At 72.4% G+C, this 16,966-nt stretch carries 20 protein-coding genes; 14 read left to right on the top strand and 6 right to left on the bottom strand.

Annotated elements, in window-relative coordinates; all coding sequences use genetic code 11:
* Positions 1–29 precede the first annotated feature (29 nt).
* Entirely contained in the window at positions 30–815 is a 786-nt protein-coding gene (lexA, locus tag GA0070564_RS22990) for a transcriptional repressor LexA (protein ID WP_088970432.1), read from the bottom strand.
* A 552-nt stretch (positions 816–1,367) separates the two neighbouring features.
* On the opposite strand from lexA, the gene nrdR reads away from it, so the two are divergent.
* Together nrdR and GA0070564_RS22980 are read left to right on the top strand one after the other, a co-directional pair.
* Positions 1,368–1,901, top strand: a complete 534-nt coding sequence (gene nrdR / locus GA0070564_RS22985; protein WP_091612481.1) for a transcriptional regulator NrdR — start codon at positions 1,368–1,370, stop codon at positions 1,899–1,901.
* Between the two features lie 67 nt (positions 1,902–1,968).
* The gene (locus tag GA0070564_RS22980) at positions 1,969–4,851 is read left to right on the top strand and encodes a vitamin B12-dependent ribonucleotide reductase (protein WP_091612478.1); all 2,883 of its coding nucleotides are present in this window, start codon (positions 1,969–1,971) and stop codon (positions 4,849–4,851) included.
* A gap of 55 nt (positions 4,852–4,906) precedes the next feature.
* On the opposite strand, the gene GA0070564_RS22975 is transcribed toward GA0070564_RS22980, so the two are convergent.
* The gene (locus GA0070564_RS22975; protein ID WP_091612474.1) at positions 4,907–6,025 is read right to left on the bottom strand and encodes an FAD-dependent oxidoreductase; all 1,119 of its coding nucleotides are present in this window, start codon (positions 6,023–6,025) and stop codon (positions 4,907–4,909) included.
* 103 nt (positions 6,026–6,128) lie between these two features.
* On the opposite strand from GA0070564_RS22975, the gene GA0070564_RS22970 reads away from it, so the two are divergent.
* Positions 6,129–6,905, top strand: coding sequence for a nucleotidyltransferase domain-containing protein (locus GA0070564_RS22970; protein WP_176730803.1), 777 nt, complete (start codon positions 6,129–6,131; stop codon positions 6,903–6,905).
* Between the two features lie 9 nt (positions 6,906–6,914).
* On the opposite strand, the gene GA0070564_RS22965 is transcribed toward GA0070564_RS22970, so the two are convergent.
* Entirely contained in the window at positions 6,915–7,304 is a 390-nt protein-coding gene (locus tag GA0070564_RS22965; protein ID WP_091612466.1) for a hypothetical protein, read from the bottom strand.
* Positions 7,305–7,406: 102 nt separating this feature from the next.
* Positions 7,407–7,616 (bottom strand): helix-turn-helix transcriptional regulator, encoded by a 210-nt coding sequence (locus GA0070564_RS22960; RefSeq protein ID WP_091612463.1) that lies wholly within the window; start codon positions 7,614–7,616, stop codon positions 7,407–7,409.
* Between the two features lie 82 nt (positions 7,617–7,698).
* On the opposite strand from GA0070564_RS22960, the gene GA0070564_RS22955 reads away from it, so the two are divergent.
* From GA0070564_RS22955 to GA0070564_RS22930, 5 genes are all read left to right on the top strand, one after another.
* Positions 7,699–7,887 (top strand): hypothetical protein, encoded by a 189-nt coding sequence (locus GA0070564_RS22955; RefSeq protein WP_091612459.1) that lies wholly within the window; start codon positions 7,699–7,701, stop codon positions 7,885–7,887.
* Positions 7,884–8,162 carry a hypothetical protein gene (locus tag GA0070564_RS22950; protein ID WP_245670161.1) on the top strand — a complete coding sequence of 93 codons (279 nt, stop codon included), beginning with the start codon at positions 7,884–7,886 and terminating at the stop codon, positions 8,160–8,162. The genes GA0070564_RS22955 and GA0070564_RS22950 overlap by 4 nt, the downstream gene beginning before the upstream one ends.
* Before the next feature lie 284 nt (positions 8,163–8,446).
* A complete protein-coding gene (locus GA0070564_RS22940) occupies positions 8,447–8,746 on the top strand; it encodes a type II toxin-antitoxin system Phd/YefM family antitoxin (RefSeq protein ID WP_176730802.1) in 300 nt (99 codons plus the stop codon).
* Entirely contained in the window at positions 8,743–8,985 is a 243-nt protein-coding gene (locus GA0070564_RS22935; RefSeq protein WP_091612447.1) for a type II toxin-antitoxin system RelE family toxin, read from the top strand. The genes GA0070564_RS22940 and GA0070564_RS22935 overlap by 4 nt, the downstream gene beginning before the upstream one ends.
* 82 nt (positions 8,986–9,067) lie before the next feature.
* Positions 9,068–10,003: a DUF2332 domain-containing protein gene (locus GA0070564_RS22930; protein ID WP_091612444.1), complete on the top strand. Its 936-nt coding sequence runs from the start codon at positions 9,068–9,070 to the stop codon at positions 10,001–10,003.
* A gap of 16 nt (positions 10,004–10,019) precedes the next feature.
* On the opposite strand, the gene GA0070564_RS22925 is transcribed toward GA0070564_RS22930, so the two are convergent.
* Positions 10,020–11,021 (bottom strand): class I SAM-dependent methyltransferase, encoded by a 1,002-nt coding sequence (locus tag GA0070564_RS22925; RefSeq protein ID WP_091612439.1) that lies wholly within the window; start codon positions 11,019–11,021, stop codon positions 10,020–10,022.
* Between the two features lie 71 nt (positions 11,022–11,092).
* On the opposite strand from GA0070564_RS22925, the gene GA0070564_RS22920 reads away from it, so the two are divergent.
* The 4 genes from GA0070564_RS22920 (at position 11,093) to GA0070564_RS22905 (ending at position 13,631) form a co-directional block, all read left to right on the top strand.
* Positions 11,093–11,746 carry a class I SAM-dependent DNA methyltransferase gene (locus GA0070564_RS22920; RefSeq protein WP_091612435.1) on the top strand — a complete coding sequence of 218 codons (654 nt, stop codon included), beginning with the start codon at positions 11,093–11,095 and terminating at the stop codon, positions 11,744–11,746.
* Positions 11,743–12,720, top strand: coding sequence for an asparaginase (locus GA0070564_RS22915; RefSeq protein ID WP_091612432.1), 978 nt, complete (start codon positions 11,743–11,745; stop codon positions 12,718–12,720). Before GA0070564_RS22920 ends, GA0070564_RS22915 begins: the two co-directional genes overlap by 4 nt.
* Positions 12,721–12,742: 22 nt before the next feature.
* Complete coding sequence (locus GA0070564_RS22910) at positions 12,743–12,985, top strand: DUF5522 domain-containing protein (protein WP_091612428.1); 243 nt, start codon at positions 12,743–12,745, stop codon at positions 12,983–12,985.
* Between the two features lie 82 nt (positions 12,986–13,067).
* Positions 13,068–13,631 (top strand): hypothetical protein, encoded by a 564-nt coding sequence (locus GA0070564_RS22905; RefSeq protein ID WP_176730801.1) that lies wholly within the window; start codon positions 13,068–13,070, stop codon positions 13,629–13,631.
* Positions 13,632–13,642: 11 nt separating this feature from the next.
* Here the strand turns inward: GA0070564_RS22905 and GA0070564_RS22900 are convergent, their stop codons facing one another.
* Positions 13,643–14,338 (bottom strand): iron-dependent transcriptional repressor DtxR, encoded by a 696-nt coding sequence (locus tag GA0070564_RS22900; RefSeq protein ID WP_091612425.1) that lies wholly within the window; start codon positions 14,336–14,338, stop codon positions 13,643–13,645.
* Between the two features lie 82 nt (positions 14,339–14,420).
* Here GA0070564_RS22900 and GA0070564_RS22895 point away from each other — a divergent pair, with 82 nt between their 5' ends.
* Positions 14,421–15,875 (top strand): recombinase family protein, encoded by a 1,455-nt coding sequence (locus GA0070564_RS22895; protein WP_176730800.1) that lies wholly within the window; start codon positions 14,421–14,423, stop codon positions 15,873–15,875.
* A 232-nt stretch (positions 15,876–16,107) separates the two neighbouring features.
* Complete coding sequence (locus tag GA0070564_RS22890) at positions 16,108–16,956, top strand: sulfurtransferase (RefSeq protein WP_091612414.1); 849 nt, start codon at positions 16,108–16,110, stop codon at positions 16,954–16,956.
* Positions 16,957–16,966: the final 10 nt, after the last annotated feature.

Raw genomic sequence — 16,966 nt, 5'->3', positions numbered from 1 at the left:
GTGGTGACCCGGGCCGACGTGGGTACGGGTCAGATCCGGCGGAGCACCGCGACGACCCGACCCATGATGGTGGCGTCGTCGCCCGGGATCGGGTCGAAGGCCGGGTTCTGCGGCATCAGCCAGACGTGGCCGTCGCGTCGCCGGTAGGTCTTCACGGTCGCCTCACCGTCGAGCATCGCGGCGACGATGTCGCCGGCCTCGGCGTTGGGCTGCTGCCGGACCACCACCCAGTCGCCGTCGCAGATCGCCGCGTCGAGCATCGAGTCGCCCTTGACCTGGAGCATGAAGACCTCGCCCTCACCGACCAGCTCGCGGGGGAGGGGGAAGACGTCCTCCACCGCCTGCTCGGCGAGGATCGGCCCACCGGCGGCGATCCGGCCGAGCATCGGCACGTAGGCCGGGGCGGGGCGCTGGGAGCGGCTCAGCTCGTCGTCGACGGCGTCGGCGGGGGCGCGGACGTCGACCGCGCGGGGGCGGTTCGGGTCGCGGCGCAGGAAGCCCTTCTTCTCCAGCTCCTTGAGCTGGTAGGCGACGCTGGACGGGGAGACCAGCCCGACGGCCTCACCGATCTCCCGCACGCTCGGCGGGTAGCCGTGGCGCTCCACCCAGGTGCGGATGAACTCCAGGATTCGGCGCTGCCGGGCGGTCAGGTCGACCGTGGCCGGGTCGGGAAAGGCGCTGACCACCGGGGTGACCGGGCGCACGGCGGGTTGTCCCGTCCGGCTGCGCGCGGCGCCCCGGCGCCGAGTGGCCGGCGGACCCGCCTCGGCGATCGGCTGCGGGTTCTTCGGCCGGCTGGCCCGGTCCTCGGTCACGTCCGTCCTCCCTGGTCGGCGCTGGGGTGCCTTGGCGGCTCGTGGTGCGTACGGCGGTGCTGCGACCGGATGCGCCGCTCGGGTGCCGTCCGGTTGATCCTGACCGTATAGGTGAGATCGGTCATTTTCAAACATCTGTACGACATCTCTCGGCGTGTCGGGCCGAAATCCTGGAATTCCGAACACCTGTTCTGCTAAATGGTACGTCGCCGTCGAACGGGTGTTCTATCCGTGGGCGGCGTGACCGCAGCGGGGGGTCCGGCGTTGGGCTCGTCGGCATGGCTGTTCGCGCCGGAGCGGGGGTGGATCTCGGCAGTGATTCACGCGACGCGCCGGACACGCCGACCAACTTGACCACGGTTGGCGGGCGGCATAGGTTCAACCCCTAGATGTAGTAGTTACACGGGCGTCAGTTGCCCATAGGTTGGGTTCGACTACCGACCGCACTCCCGTACCGTCTCCTCCGGCGGCGGCCGTCGACCACGGCCCCGGCGGGTCGACGCGTGCCCGGGCGCGGAGGGTCGGCCCGCGGTCGACGAAGGAGGACAGGCGATGCGGTGTCCGTACTGCCGGCACGCCGACTCCCGGGTGGTCGACTCGCGGGAGGCCGACGACGGCCAGCTCATCCGCCGGCGGCGGTCCTGCCCGGAGTGCGGCAAGCGCTTCACCACGGTGGAGGAGGCGGTCCTCGCGGTGGTCAAGCGCAGCGGGGTGACCGAGCCGTTCAGCCGCACCAAGATCATCGGCGGGGTACGCAAGGCGTGCCAGGGCCGACCGGTCGACGAGGACTCGATCGCGCTGCTCGCCCAGAAGGTCGAGGAGACCGTGCGGGCCAAGGGGGCCGCCGAGCTGCCCAGTCACGAGGTGGGCCTGGCGATCCTGGGCCCGCTGCGCGACCTGGACGAGGTGGCGTACCTGCGGTTCGCCAGCGTCTACCGGTCGTTCGACTCGCTGGCCGACTTCGAGCGCGAGATCGAGACGCTGCGGGCCGCCGCCCGCGCCCGCGAGGGCGCCGCGGCCGGTGCCGGTGCGACCGAGCCCGCCGGGGTCGGGGCGGCGGGGGCCGCCGCCGGCCGTACCACCTGATTTTTCTTTCGGATTTTGACAGTCGACGAGGCGCGGCACGAGACCGCGCAGCGAGGGGGCGGATGAGATGGCGGGGGACGGCGTGACAACGAGCCGGGCGCGCACCAAGAACGGCGCGGGGCTGAAGATCGAGCGGGTCTGGACGACCGAGGGGGTGCACCCCTACGACGAGGTCTCCTGGGAGCGCCGCGACGTCGTCATGACGAACTGGCGGGACGGCTCGATCAACTTCGAGCAGCGCGGGGTGGAGTTCCCCGAGTCCTGGAGCGTCAACGCGGCCAACATCGTGACCACCAAGTACTTCCGGGGCGCCGTCGGCACCCCCGAGCGGGAGTGGTCGCTCAAGCAGCTCATCGACCGGGTGGTCGGCACCTACCGCAAGGCCGGTGAGGAGTACGGCTACTTCGCCACCGCCGCCGACGCGGAGGCCTTCGCCCACGAGCTGACCTGGATGCTGCTCAACCAGGTCTTCAGCTTCAACTCGCCGGTCTGGTTCAACGTCGGCACGCCGTCGCCGCAGCAGGTCAGCGCCTGCTTCATCCTCAGCGTCGACGACTCGATGGACTCCATCCTCGACTGGTACAAGGAGGAGGGGCGGATCTTCCAGGGCGGCTCGGGCGCCGGGGTCAACCTCTCCCGCATCCGTTCCTCCAAGGAGCTGCTCTCCTCCGGCGGCACCGCCTCCGGCCCGGTCAGCTTCATGCGCGGCGCGGACGCCTCCGCCGGCACCATCAAGTCCGGTGGCGCCACCCGGCGCGCGGCCAAGATGGTCATCCTCGACGTCGACCACCCGGACATCGAGGAGTTCGTGGCGACCAAGGCGCGCGAGGAGGACAAGATCCGCGCGCTGCGCGACGCCGGCTTCGACATGGACCTGGGCGGCGCCGACATCGTCAGCGTGCAGTACCAGAACGCCAACAACTCGGTGCGGGTCTCCGACGAGTTCATGACCGCGGTGGAGAACGGCGGCGGCTTCGACCTGCGCGGCCGGCTCGACGGGCAGACCATCGAGACGATCGACGCCACGAAGCTGTTCCGCACCATCTCCCAGGCCGCCTGGGAGTGCGCCGACCCGGGCCTGCAGTACGACGACACGATCAACGACTGGCACACCTGCCCGGAGACCGGGCGGATCACCGCCTCGAACCCGTGCTCCGAATACCTGCACCTGGACAACTCCTCGTGCAACCTGGCCTCGCTGAACCTGATGAAGTTCCTCAAGGCCGACGGCGGCTTCGAGGTGGAGAAGTTCGTCAAGAGCGTCGAGTTCGTCATCACCGCGATGGACATCTCGATCTGCTTCGCCGACTTCCCGACCGAGAAGATCGGCGAGACCACCCGCGCCTACCGGCAGCTCGGCATCGGCTACGCCAACCTCGGCGCGCTGCTGATGGCCACCGGCCTGCCGTACGACTCGGAGCAGGGGCGCTCGGTCGCCGCGGCGATCACCTCGCTGATGACCGGCACCGCGTACCGCCGCTCCGCCGAGCTGGCCGGCGTCGTCGGCCCGTACGACGGCTACGCCCGCAACGCGGAGCCGCACAAGCGGGTCATGCGCAAGCACGCCGCCGCCAACGACGCCATCAAGCCGTTCGGCACGGTCGCCACCGCCATCCAGCGGGAGGCCACCAAGCAGTGGACGCAGGGCAACAAGGTCGGCGACAAGTTCGGCTGGCGCAACTCGCAGGCCAGCGTCCTGGCGCCCACCGGCACCATCGGCTTCATGATGGACTGCGACACCACCGGCGTGGAGCCGGACCTGGCGCTGGTCAAGTTCAAGAAGCTGGTCGGCGGCGGCTCCATGCAGATCGTCAACCAGACCGTCCCGCGCGCCCTGCGCAGCCTCGGCTACCCCGAGGAGCAGGTCGAGGCGATCGTCGAGCACATCGCCGACCACGGCCACGTGGTCGACGCCCCCGGCCTGAAGCCGGAGCACTACCCGGTCTTCGACTGCGCCATGGGTGAGCGGTCCATCGCCCCGATGGGTCACGTGCGGATGATGGCGGCGATCCAGCCGTTCGTCTCCGGCGCCATCTCCAAGACGGTCAACATGCCGGAGGCGGCCACCGTCGAGGACGTCGAGAAGATCTACTTCGAGGGCTGGAAGCTCGGCCTCAAGGCGCTGGCGATCTACCGGGACAACTGCAAGGTCGGCCAGCCCCTCTCGGTGGCCAAGTCCAACAAGGCCAACACGCCGGCCGCCGTCGAGACCGCAGCCGCCGCGCCGGCCGCGGTGGAGAAGGTCGTCGAGTACCGGCCGGTCCGCAAGCGGCTGCCGAAGAAGCGCTCGTCCGAGACGGTCAGCTTCTCCGTCGGCGGAGCCGAGGGCTACCTCACCGCGTCGTCCTACCCGGACGACGGCCTCGGCGAGGTCTTCCTCAAGATGTCCAAGCAGGGCTCCACCCTGGCCGGCGTGATGGACGCCTTCTCGGTGGCCATCAGCATCGGCCTGCAGTACGGCGTCCCGCTGGAGACGTTCGTCAGCAAGTTCACCAACATGCGCTTCGAGCCGGCCGGCATGACCGACGACCCGGACGTGCGGATGGCCGCCTCGGTGATGGACTACATCTTCCGTCGCCTGGCCCTGGACTTCCTGCCGTACGACCGCCGCGCCGAGCTGGGCATCTTCACCGCCAAGGAGCGGGCCGCCCAGCTGCGGGCCGAGGCCGACGCGGAGGCCGGCGGCACCGACCTCACCGCGATGGCCGCCTCCGCCCCGGTCGAGCACGTCGAGCCGAAGACCGGCCCGGTCGCCCAGCCGGCGCAGGAGATGGCCGACGTGGCCGCCGCCAAGCCGGCCCCGGCGGTCGGCTCCAGCACCGAACTGCTGGAGGCCGTGATCGGCAAGGCCGCCGACGCGCCGCTCTGCTTCACCTGCGGCACGAAGATGCGCCCGGCCGGTAGCTGCTACGTCTGCGAGGGCTGCGGCTCCACCAGCGGCTGCAGCTGACACACCACACCACGAGGGCCGGCACTGATGTGCCGGCCCTCGTCGGCGTACGGGGTCAGGAGGGGTTGACCTCGTCGAAGAGCGCCAGGGCCTGGGCGGGGTCCGGGCTGACCAGGCGTTCCAGCCCGTCGGCCGTGATCGTCGCCCACCGGCCGGCCCGCGCCCACATCCGTACCTCGAAGGCGCGGACGGCCTCGTCCAGGTCCTCGGGGCCGGCGGCGACTGCCTCGGCGAGTTCGGCGCCCTCCAGCATCGCCAGGTTCGCGCCCGCCCCCAACGGGGGCATCAGGTGGGCGGCGTCGCCCAGCAGCGTCAGCCCGGGCACGTGCGCCCAGGTGTGGGAGACGGGCAGCACGTACAGCGGGCGCGGGACGAAGGTGGTGCCGCGGCGGAGCAGGTCGAGGACGGGATCGGCCCAGCCGGCGAAGAGCGCCAGCAGGCTCTCCCGCACCCCCTCGACGTCGGTCGGGTCCAGGTCCGTGTGCCAGTCCAGCGGGACGCGGAACTGGGCGTACACCTTGACGTGGCCGCCGCTGTTGCGCTGGGCGACCAGACCACGGTTCACGCCGTACCCGGCCAGTGAGCCGTCGCCGACCAGCCGGGCCAGGTCGGGGTGGCGGTCGTCGACCTCGTCGAGGGACGTCTCCACCATGGTGACGCCGGTGTAGTGCGGCGTCGCCGACGAGAGCGCCGGGCGGACCCGCGACCAGGCGCCGTCGGCGCCGACCACCAGGTCGAACGTCTCCTGCCGTCCGTCGGCGAAGTGGACCACGGCGCCGTCCCGGGACCCGGGCACCACCTGTGTCACGCCCCGACCCCACTGGACGTCGAGCGGGCCGAGCAGCAGGTCACGGAGCTGCCCGCGGTCGATCTCGGGATTGGCCGGGTCGTCCGGACTCGCCGGCCAGTCGTGCAGCACCGTCCCGTCGGTGGCCAGGATGCGCATGGCCTGCCCCTCGGGACGGGACAGCGCCCGGAACTCCGCAAGCAGCCCCGCCTTCTCCAACGCGAGCTGGCCCAGGCCCTGGTGCAGGTCCAGCGTGCCGCCCGGCGGGCGGGCGTCGGGGGCGGGATCGCGTTCGAGGACGGTGACGGGGTGGCCGTGGCGGTGCAGGACACGGGCGAAGGTGAGCCCGGCGGGACCCGCGCCGACCACGGCGATACGACGTCTCATGTCGATGCACTGTATTTCCCCGTGCCTGCCGGGGTTGCCCGCCGTCACCGTCTGCGGGCCGTCCTTGGTGGAAGCGGCTGGCCACGCTGTTACGGTCGGCGAAGTGATCGACGACCTGACGATGCGCTTCCTGGACCTGGCCGACCGTGCCATACCCGGTTACGTGCGGGGTCTCTACGTCGTGGGGTCGGCGGCGCTGGGAGCCTGGCAGCCCGGGGTCAGCGACGTGGACGTCGTGATCCTGACGTCTCGTCCCGCCGGTCTCGCCGATCTGAACCAGCTGCGAGCCGTGCACGCCGAGATGCCGGAGCTGCCCCATCTCGACGGGGTCTATCTCGATCCGGCGCTGGCCCAGGTCTGGCCGGTCGACCAGCGGCCGGCGCCGTTCGTGGTGGACGGGCAGTTTTCCAGCGGTGAGCCCTGCGGGGAACTGACCCCGGTCCTCTGGCTGACGCTGCGCCGGTACGGCATTCGGGTACGCGGGCCGGAGGTTCCGGAGCTGGGCGTACGCGTCGACCTCGAGCAACTGCGCCGGTACAACCTGGAGAACCTCCGGGGCTACTGGCGCGGGACTGCTGCCACCCTTTCGGCCACGCTGGCCGACGTACCCGGAGATCAGGCCGTGGATGCCGGCACGGTCGTGTGGTGCGTGCTCGGCCCCGCGCGGCTGCACTACACGCTGGCCCACGTAGACGTGATCTCGAAGGCGGCGGCCGGCGCGTACCTGGGGGAGTTGTTCCCCGAGTACGCCGACCTCGCCCGACGGGCGGTGCGCTGGCGGGCGGGGGAGCCGGAGCGGTTCACCGCAGCGGACCTGGCATTGGCGGGGCGCAGCGTGGACGCGGTGGCCGACGATGCGTGGCGACGCTTCGGAGACTGACCGGAGCACTCACCTCTTGGTAATCATCGAGGTGCCGGAGAGCGCCAGCGAGAACATGCGCGCAAGTGCCGTCCGTACGTCGGGGTCTCGATCAAGCCGTTCCAGCGATTTGAACCGCGCTGGAACGAGGTCGATCGTGGCCAGACCTCCGCCATGCCCGTGTTCGGCCGCTGAGAACAGCAGGAGGCAACGATAGGCCCGTAGATCGCCTCCCCATTCCTCCCGCATGAACGATTGGAGGAGGATGAGGCCCGGGCCGACCTGGCTGCGAAGCGCTCCGACAGACGACCAGCGAGTTCCCCAGCGGCGGTCCTCCGCATCCAGTTGGATCTCGATCAGCGTGTCGAGACTGATCGGGCACACGCGGAAGTCGGGGTCGGCCACGCGGATCAGAGCCATCGGTCAATTCCCTGCCGTATACCGTCCGTCGGTGCCTCGGGGCGGGGCCGGCACTGCTCAACCTGGTAGGCCCGACGGCAGCGCCGGTCGTCAGGTATGTGGTCAGCGATCCTCGTCGCCATCCGTGGCACGGGGTGGCCGGTTGTGCCTTGTCCACTCGTCCACCTCGTCGGCGTCCCAGACGGTCATGCCGATCAGACGCGCGAGGGGTTCGGGGAAGCCGGGCCGGCGGGTGATCTGCAAAACCCGCTGACGCGACACGCCGAAGAGCGCGGCCAACTCGCCGGGCCCGTACAAGCGCGGTCGCTTCACGGCCTGAACGTAAGCGCGTACCCTACTGTGCAAACGTCACTTACAGATTGACAACCCGTCGGATTGATCTGCCGGAGGGCGAATGCGCAGGAAGGTGTCGTACGACGAGTACCTGCTCGCCGTCGCGCTGACCCTGGCCCGCCGGCACCGTCCCACCTGGTCCTGGCGCCGCTGGCGCCGGATCTGTCGCTGCGGCGCGGACCTGCCCTGCCGCGCCCGCCACCGCATTCCGATCCGCCGCGGCCACTGGCCGGGGGAGGAGCAACGATGACCGAGCGCCCGCCGGCAGGCCCGGGCGGTGACCCGGCGTTTCCTGGACGGGCTGCCGTGACCACCCACGGCCCGATCGTTCCGCTGTGGACCTGCGGCGGCTGCGCGGCGCCCTGGCCCTGTGCGACCCGGCGGAAGGAGTTGCGCGCCGAGTTCGACGGCGCGCCGGTCAGCCTGGCCCTCTACCTAGGCTCCTATCTGGTGTGGGCTGCGGAGGATCTCGGGCACGTGCCGGCCGGGCTGCTGCACCAGCGCTTCCTGGGCTGGGTTCGGTGAGCGTCATCCGGCCCGGCGACGAGCGGTATCACTACAGCGACCACTCGCACCGGTGGATACCGCCGGATCCGGACTACGACCAGGAGGCCTGGAACGCCATCGTCCGCCAGCACCAGCAGGAGCACCTGGCCGAGCTGACCAGACCCCCGGCTGGCAGTGGCCGGCGGCGCGCGGGCGGTGGCACATCGGGGCGCGTATCGAGGACATGATGCCCGCCGTTGCACTTGTGCCTGCCACCAACGCGCCTGCCACCCGGAAACGGTACCGCGTGGTACATTTTCGCCATGGAGAAGATCACGCTGCGGGAGTTCCGTGACGGTGCGGGCCGGGTGCTGGAAGGGGTCGAGCGCACCGGCGAGCCGGTCATCATCACCAAGTACGAACGGCCGGTGGCCGTTCTGATCGGCATCGACGAGTGGGAAGAGATCGAGGCGTTCCGTGACCGTCGGGACTCCGCGGTGATCGACCGTTCTCGTGCCGAGGGCCAGTTCGTGCCGCTGTCGGCGGCCCTGGAGTCGCTCGGCGTTGATCCGCGCGAGGTGGAGGCGCTGCTGGCCGAACGGACCAACGGTGAGGCGGCGTGAAGGTCCAGATCGACCGGGACGTGCTGGTCTGGCTGCACAAACAGCCACGCAACGTCTTCCTGACCGTCCTGAGCGCGATCCTCGGACTGGTCTCCGACCCCACGCCACAGAACTCCACCGAGATGCGCGACGGATCCGGACGTCGACTCCGTGTCGGTGATTACCGCGTCCTCTACGGTCTCGATGGCGACGAGCTGACGATTCATGCCGTCGGGCATCGCAAGGACGCCTATTCGTGAGCTGCCCGGATCCAGCGAGTTGGCTGAGCCGCCGCGCCTGACGGGGCAGCGCGCCCGGCCCATCCGGACGAGGATCGGGGGCATGAGGACCGCCGAGACCTACGCAAGGTTCGCCACCGCCGAGGCGCGCGGCGTCTCACCCGCGTACGAGCGCCTGGCGTTGGCCGTGTCCCGCGACCCGGAGCTGCTCGCGCTGCTCGACACGCTGCCCCCGGCCAAGCGGCAACCCAACCTGCTCTTCGGCGTCGTACGCCTGCTCGGCGGCCCGGTCGACGACCCCGCCGCCTTCCACGACTGGACGGTGGCCAACTGGCCGGCCGTCGAAGAGCAGATCCGGGTACGCGCGACGCAGACCAACGAGATCGGCCGGTGCGCCGTGCTGCTGCCGGTGCTGGCGGAGTTGCCGCAGCCGCTCGCGCTGCTGGAGGTCGGCGCGTCCGCCGGCCTGAACCTCTATCCCGACCGGTACGCCTACCGCTACGGCGACCACCGGCTGGGCACCGGCGAACCGGTGCTGGACTGCGAACTCACCGGGACCGCCCCGCCGACCCGGCTGCCCGAGGTGGTGTGGCGGGCCGGCCTGGACCTCAACCCGCTCGACGTCACCGACCCGGCCGACGTGGCCTGGCTGGACGCGCTGATCTGGCCCGAGCACACCCACCGGCGTGAGCGCCTGCGGGCCGCCGCCCCGGTGGCCGCCGCCGAGCCGCCGCTGCTGGTCCGGGGTGACCTGGTCGACGACCTGCCCACCCTCGCGGCGAAGGCGCCGGCCGGCGCGACGCTGGTGGTCTTCCACAGCTCCGTGCTCTACCAGGTGCCCCGGCCGCGCCGGGAGGCCTTCGTCGAGCTGGTCCGCGACCTGCCCGGCCACTGGATCGCCGCCGAGACGCCGGAGGTGCTGCCGCACGCCCAGCTGCCGGAGCCGCCGGACGACGGGATGCGCAACGTGCTCGCGCTGGACGGGCGCCCGCTGGCCTGGACGGCAGGCCACGGCCAGTCCCTCACCTGGTTCGCCTGACGTCCCGCGGGCGGTCCTAGGCGTCCAGCCAGGCGGTGGTGGCGCGTTGCGGGTCGAGTCCCGCACTCGACCCGTGCACCCGGAAGCCCAGCCAGCGCAGGTGCTCCGCCGCCGTGAGATCCGTTCCGCCGGTCGCCTGGTAGTGGCTGACCAGCAGTCGACCACCGGGCGAGACCAGCTCGCGGGCGTGCCGGACCAGCTGCGCCCGGCGGGTCGGCGGCACCAGGTCCAGCAGCAGGTGCACGTAGTTGAAGCGCCGGCCGTCGGCCGGCCGCCACCCGATCGCGTTGCCGACCTCGAACCGGTCCGCCCAGTGCGGCAGGCGCCGCCGGGCCAGCGCCACCAGCCCGGGCGCCAGGTCCACCCCGTACGGGTCCAGCCGGTGGCCGCGCTCGGCCGCCCAGTCCACCACGGACTCCAGCAGCAGCCCGTTGGCGCAGCCCAGGTCGAGGAAGCTGCCGTCGCCGTGCACCCCGTCGACGATCATCTCCCGCAGGGCCCGCCACTGGGCGGCGTCCCCGCCGAAACCGGAGCCGGCCTGCGGGGTGTCCCCGCGCAGGTAGGCCGGCTCCAGCAGGCGTACCGCGTCGGCGTACCAGCTCGTGTCGTCCTGACCGCGCAGCGACCGGGCCGCGTCCCGGACCGCGCGGGCCTGCTCGGGCCGGGCCGCCGTCGCCAGCCGCGCCGCGAGCGCCGCCGCCGGGCCGGTGACCAGCTCCACCGTGGCGTGCGGCCGGCGGCCGGAATACCGGTCACCGTCCAACCAGGCGTACAGGTGGTCGCCGTCGGCGGCGAACGGGTGCACCCGCTGCGGCCGGAACCCGGCCGTCTCCAGCGGGATCCGCAGCGCCGCGTCGAGCAGCCAGTGCTCGCCGGCCCACACCGCCCCGGCGGGTAGTCGCGGCTCACCCCGCCCATCGGGTACGGCCGCGCACGAGCCGTCCGGCAGGAACGGCACCAGGGTCAACCGGCGTACGGCGTCCGACGGCGGGTCGGTCTCGACGAGGCGGTAGGGCACCCGCCCAGCCTGGCCCGCCCGGCCCGCACGGGCCACCGAAATACCGCCCGTGCCCACTAGGGTTGTCGACCATGCCCGAGCCGCACTGGATGACCGAGACCAGGACCGCGTACGACACCGTCGCCGTCGACTACGACCGGCTCATCCCCGAGGTGGTCGAGGGGCCGATGGACCGGGGCATGCTGGCCGCCTTCGCCGAGCAGGTCGGCCGTGCCGGCCCCGCGGCGGAGGTCGGCTGCGGCACCGGGCGGATCACCGCCCACCTGCGCGACCTCGGGCTGGACATCTTCGGGATCGACCTGTCGCCCGGCATGGTGGAGGTGGCCCGCCGCCGGCACCCCGGACTGCGCTTCGAGGTCGGCTCGATGACCGACCTGGGCCTGCCCGACGGTGGCCTCGCCGGACTGGTCGCCTGGTACTCGATCATCCACCTGCCCCCGGAGACACTGCCGGAGGTGTTCGCGGAGTTCCACCGGGTGCTCGCCCCGCGCGGTCGGCTGCTGCTCGCCTTCAAGGCCGGCGGCTGCCTCGACCGCCTCGCCGAGGCGTACGGCCACACCGTCTCCTACGACGTGCACTGGCACTCGTCGGACCGGGTCGTGGACGAGGTGACGGCCGCGGGGTTCACGATCCACGCCCGGCTGGACCGGGAGGCCGAGGGCTTCGACCGGGGTCCGCAGGGGTTCGTGCTGGCCACCCGGCCGGGCGGCGGTACGCGGGCGTGAGCGTCGCACTGTTCGCCCTCGGCGGCACCATCGCGATGGCCGGCACCGGGAGCGGGGGAGTGGTCACCCGGCTCACCGCCGCCGACCTCACCGCCGCCGTCCCGCTGCTGGCCGACACCCCGCTGGACGTGCGGGACGTCGACGCGGTGCCCAGCGCCGCCCTGACGTACCCGCGGATCCTGGACGTGGTCGACGCGGCCGGCGCGGCGGTGGTCGCCGGGGCGACCGGCGTGGTGGTCACCCAGGGCACCGACACCCTGGAGGAGACCGCCTACCTGGCTGACCTGGTGTGGCGGCACCCGGCGCCGCTGGTGGTGACCGGCGCGATGCGCAACCCCACCCTCGCCGGGCCGGACGGGCCGGCGAACCTGCTCGCCGCCGTCCGGGTCGCCGCCGCGCCGGCCGCCCGCGACCTCGGGGTGCTCGTCGCGCTCAACGACGAGGTGCACGCCGCCCGGTACGTCCGCAAGACGCACAGCACCAGCACCGCCACCTTCGCCTCGCCGAACGCCGGGCCGCTCGGCCACCTCGTCGAGGGGCAGGTACGCCTGCTCACCCGGCCGACCCGGCACGAACCGCTGCCGCCGGTGGACCGCGACCGGCTGGCCGGCACCCGGGTGGCGCTGCACACCGTCACCCTCGACGACGACGTCGCCCTGCTCGACGCCGTGGCCGACGGGCGGGACGGGCTGGTGGTGGCCGGGTTCGGCGTCGGGCACGTGCCCCCGGCGTTCGCCCCGGCGTTGGGCGCCCTCGCCGAACGGATCCCGGTGGTGCTCACCTCGCGGACCGGGGCCGGCGCGGTGCTGCGCAACACCTACGGGGCGGTCGGCTCGGAGACCGACCTGCAACGGCGCGGCCTGGTCAACGGTGGGCTGCTCGACCCGTACAAGGCGAAGGTGCTGCTGCGGCTGCTGCTGGCCGGGGGCGCGGACCGCGCGCAGGTGCGAGCCGCCTTCCACCGGCACGGCTGAGCCGGATCCGTAGACTCGCCCGGTGACCGGAGAGCGACGACCGCCGGCGGACCGGCCGCTGACCGAGCCGCACCCGTCCCGGCTGTCGCCGGGACACCCCGACCGGGAGCGGATCCTCGCCGCCCACGCGGCGGCGCTGGCCGCCGGGGAGGCCGGCTACCTCGACCCGGCCACCGGGCTCTTCGTGCTCAGCGCGGGCTTCCTCGCCCGGCGGGGCACCTGCTGTGGGCGAGGCTGCCGGCACTGTCCGTATGTGGACGACTGAGGGGTTCCGCCCGTCCCGGCCAGCCCGTACGGTGGCCGACGGACATCCGGCGGGCATCCGCCGACGACGGCGGAGGTTGAACGTGCACGGGCGGATCGGGCTTGCCGGCGTGGCCGTACCGCTGGCCGCCGTGGTGCTGGTGGCCGGCTGTGCCGATGAGCCGGAACCGATCGCGGTGCCGGCCGCCCCGCCGGCCCGGGTCGAGGCCGTGGCCGCCTCCTCCGGGGGCGCCTGCCGGCTGCTCGACTTCGGGGTGATCCTCGCCCGCACCGGCACCCGGTTCACCGTCGCCGCCGCCAGCACCAGCGGGGACACCCACACCTGCGTGGTACGCGGCGACAAGCCCTGGCCGGAGCTGGCCCTGACGGTCACCGACACGTCGATCGACAAGGAGGCCTTCGCCGCGGACATCCTGCCCGACGAGGGGAAGAAGGTCGCCAAGCTCGGGCAGACCGCCTACCGGCGGACGATCGCCGCGAAGAGCCCGAAGCAGGGGCCGGCGGCGGAGGTCTGCTGGCTGGCCACCGAGGGCCGGCTCGCCAGCCTGCGCTGGACCTTCGGCCCGGGCGCGCAGCGGGCCGCCGCGGAGCAGCACACCACCAGGCTGGTCGCGCTGGCGAAGACGGTGCGGACCCGCTCCCTCTGACCGGCGAGCGGTCAGTGGGCGGCCACGAAGACCCGGGACGCCACCTCGCGGGGCAGCCGGATCCGGTCGCCGGAGCGGTCGATGGAGACCCCGTCGCGCTCCTGCGCCACGGTCACCGTCGCGCCCGGGTCCACGCCCGCGGCGTGCAGCTGGCGCAGCACGTCCGAGTCGGTCTGCACGCTCTCGCAGATCCGCCGCACCACGACCGTGCCGGAGAGGCCCGGGAAGGCCAGGTTGCGCTCGCTCTCCGGGGTGGTGGTCGCCGGCTCCGGGCTGCCCAGCTCCTCCAGGCCCGGGATCGGGTTGCCGTACGGCGAGCGGGTCGGCCGGTTGAGCAGGTCGTAGACCCGCTTCTCCACCGCGTCGCTCATCACGTGCTCCCAGCGGCAGGCCTCCTCGTGGGCCTCCTCGTAGGGCATCCCGATCACGTTGACCAGCAGCAGCTCGGCCAGCCGGTGCTTGCGCATCACCGCCACGGCGGTGCCCCGGCCCTGCTCGGTGAGGGCCAGGTGCCGGTCGCCCTCGACGGTGAGCAGCCCGTCGCGTTCCATCCGGGCGACGGTCTGGCTGACGGTGGGCCCGCTCTGCCGCAGCCGCTCGGCGATCCGCGCGCGCAGCGGCGGCACCCCCTCCTCCTCCAACTCGAGGATGGTGCGCAGGTACATCTCGGTCGTGTCGACTAGTGAGTGGCTGTTTATCTTTATCACCTGTCAGCGAGGACTGAACCGGAGGCTCTAGTGTCTCACGCGCAGCATGGGAGCTGCCACAACCACACGGGGGAGGGTCGCCATGGGTGAGCCCGTACCCCTGCGGTGCGCCATCTACTGCCGGATCTCCCAGGACCGGGAGAGCGAGGAGAAGGGCGTCACCCGCCAGGAGGAGGACTGCCGGGAGCTGGCCGCTGCCCTCGGCTTCGAGGTGGTGCGGGTCTACGTCGACAACGACATCTCCGCCTCCACCCGGACCAAGAAGACCCGACCCGACTACGACGCCATGATGGTCGCCGTCCGGGCCGGCACCATCGACGTGATCGTCGCCTACTCCAACGGCCGGCTCACCCGGCGGCCCCTGGAGCTTGAGGACGTCATCAAGGTCCACGAGCAGACCGGCGTGATGATCCACACGGTCAAGAGCGGCAACGACGATCTGAGCACCGCTGACGGCCGGATGGTGGCCCGGATCAAGGCTGCGGTGGACGCGGCTGAGGTCGAGCGCTCTGCGGAGCGGATCGCCCGAGCCGCCCGGCAGCGCCGGGAGGAGGGGCGGCTGCACGGTGGCGCCCGGACCTTCGGCTACGTCCACGGCTCCCCGCTGGGCTACTGCCAGGAGATCGACCCGGTCGCCCAGAAGGCCATCCGTGACGGCATGGTGCGGCTGTTCCAGACCGGCAAGGTGTCCGAGGTGCGCAAGCTGTGGCAGCGGATGGGGGTGCTGACTCCGCTGGGCAAGGAGTGGCGCAACGACGGCAACGTGGCCCGGACGCTGCGCAATCCCCGCATCGCCGGCCTGGTGGCTCATGAGGGGCAGGTGGTGGGGGAGGGCAACTGGCCCGCGATCATCACCCGGGCGGAGCACGAGGCGATCATCGAAGCCCTCGGCACCCGGGGCGCGAAGAAGACGGGTGGCCCCCCGAGGGCGCGCAAGTACCTGCTGCCGGGCTTCGTGTACTGCCTCTGCGGCACGCCGATGTCGGCCCAGGTGTACGTGCCGCCGGAGGGTAAGACGGGCGGCTACAACCGCTACGTCTGCATCTCCCAGCGGGGTGGCTGCGGGCAGTGCTCGCGTCAGCGTCCGTGGCTGGATGAGGTGGTGCTGGAGTGGGTGGCCGGCGCGATCGAAGGCAAGATCACCGCGTCCGAGGGGCCGGCTGACGACGACCGCAACCCGGCGATCGAGGCGGAGATCCGGGAGCTTCAGGCCGAGATCAAGCGGGTGCAGGCCGGGCAGGCGAAGGGCATCTACACCGACGACGAGGCCCTGGAGGAGATCATCCCCAGGCGCGAGCAGATCCAGTTGCTGCGCGCGAAGCAGGGGGAGCTGGCCAAGGAGGCCGCGCTGGTCCCGATCGACAGGGACCAGGAACTAGAAGACTGGCTTGACGACGACCCTGAGACGCTGCACAGGCGCAGGGAAATCCTGGGCCGCTACGTCAAGCGGATCATCGTCAAGCCAGTCGGCAAGGGCGGCAGCAACGGTTGGGACGGGCCGCCGCCTGAGTCTGTGGTTATCGTGCCTCGCGGCTGATCCGGTCCTTGCGGATCGTCACCGAAGGCTTCGGCGTACCGCTGTCGCCAGACCCCGTCTCAGTAGGGGTAGACCCAGAGCGTGTTGCGCGGCCGGCGCCAGGTCCTCGGGGTCGGGCACGGGCGGGGCGAGCAGAACTCGTGCCGCTCATTCGTCCATCCCGACCGGGCCGCCCTCGTTCGGCCCTTGACGAACCGCGTGCTCCCTGCCCCGATGGTGTTGACTGGACGTCATGTCCGGAACCGAGCCGCTGATCGAGACCGGCCAGCTCGCCGAGGAGCTGGCCCAGCCCGACCCGCCCACCCTGCTCGACGTGCGCTGGCGGCTGACCGGTCCACCGGGCCGTGACGACCACGCCGCCGGTCACCTGGCCGGCGCGGTCTTCGTCGACCTGGACACCGAACTGAGCGGACCGCCCGGCGCCGCCGGCCGGCACCCGCTGCCCGACCCGGCCGCGTTGCAGGCCGCGCTGCGGGCCGCCGGGGTCCGCGCCGGTCACCCCGTCGTCGTGTACGACGGCGGCGACGGCATGTCCGCCGCCCGGGCCTGGTGGACGCTGCGCTGGGCCGGGCACCGACCGGTGCGGGTGCTGCACGGCGGCTATCCGGCCTGGGTCGCCGCCGGCCTGCCGGTCACCACCGAGCCGTCCACCCCGGCCCCCGGCGACGTCACCGTCACCCCCGGCGGGCTGCCGGTCCTCGACGCCGACGCCGCCGCCCGGCTCGCCGCCGACGACCACGGCGTGCTGATCGACGTACGCGCCGCACCCCGCTACCGGGGCGAGACCGAGCCGATCGACCCGGTCGCCGGGCACGTGCCGGGCGCGGTCAACCTGCCCGCCCCGGAGTACGTCACCGACGGCCGGTTCGCCGCCGCCCAGGCGCTGCGGGAGCGGTTCGCCGCCGCCGGGGTGACCGAGGGCACCCCGGTCGGGGCGTACTGCGGCTCCGGGGTGACCGCCGCGCAGGCGGTCCTGGCGCTGCACCTGGCCGGCCGACCGGACGCGGCGCTCTACGTCGGATCGTGGAGCGACTGGGTGGCCGACGCGGACCGTCCGGTGGCGACCGGGGCGACGCCGTAGCGGCGAACCG

It is taken from the genome of Micromonospora mirobrigensis, assembly GCF_900091555.1.
Lineage (GTDB): Bacteria > Actinomycetota > Actinomycetes > Mycobacteriales > Micromonosporaceae > Micromonospora > Micromonospora mirobrigensis.
This window is presented reverse-complemented; position numbering and strand designations above follow the sequence as displayed.

What these genes read in the sequence shown, in the direction of transcription:
- nrdR (WP_091612481.1), top strand. Translation starts at nt 1,368, where the DNA reads ATGCGGTGTCCGTACTGCCGGCACGCCGACTCCCGGGTGGTCGACTCG.
- GA0070564_RS22980 (WP_091612478.1), top strand. Translation starts at nt 1,969, where the DNA reads ATGGCGGGGGACGGCGTGACAACGAGCCGGGCGCGCACCAAGAACGGC.
- GA0070564_RS22975 (WP_091612474.1), bottom strand. Translation starts at nt 6,025, where the DNA reads ATGAGACGTCGTATCGCCGTGGTCGGCGCGGGTCCCGCCGGGCTCACC.
- GA0070564_RS22965 (WP_091612466.1), bottom strand. Translation starts at nt 7,304, where the DNA reads ATGGCTCTGATCCGCGTGGCCGACCCCGACTTCCGCGTGTGCCCGATC.
- GA0070564_RS22955 (WP_091612459.1), top strand. Translation starts at nt 7,699, where the DNA reads ATGCGCAGGAAGGTGTCGTACGACGAGTACCTGCTCGCCGTCGCGCTG.
- GA0070564_RS22950 (WP_245670161.1), top strand. Translation starts at nt 7,884, where the DNA reads ATGACCGAGCGCCCGCCGGCAGGCCCGGGCGGTGACCCGGCGTTTCCT.
- GA0070564_RS22940 (WP_176730802.1), top strand. Translation starts at nt 8,447, where the DNA reads ATGGAGAAGATCACGCTGCGGGAGTTCCGTGACGGTGCGGGCCGGGTG.
- GA0070564_RS22930 (WP_091612444.1), top strand. Translation starts at nt 9,068, where the DNA reads ATGAGGACCGCCGAGACCTACGCAAGGTTCGCCACCGCCGAGGCGCGC.
- GA0070564_RS22920 (WP_091612435.1), top strand. Translation starts at nt 11,093, where the DNA reads ATGCCCGAGCCGCACTGGATGACCGAGACCAGGACCGCGTACGACACC.
- GA0070564_RS22895 (WP_176730800.1), top strand. Translation starts at nt 14,421, where the DNA reads ATGGGTGAGCCCGTACCCCTGCGGTGCGCCATCTACTGCCGGATCTCC.
- GA0070564_RS22890 (WP_091612414.1), top strand. Translation starts at nt 16,108, where the DNA reads ATGTCCGGAACCGAGCCGCTGATCGAGACCGGCCAGCTCGCCGAGGAG.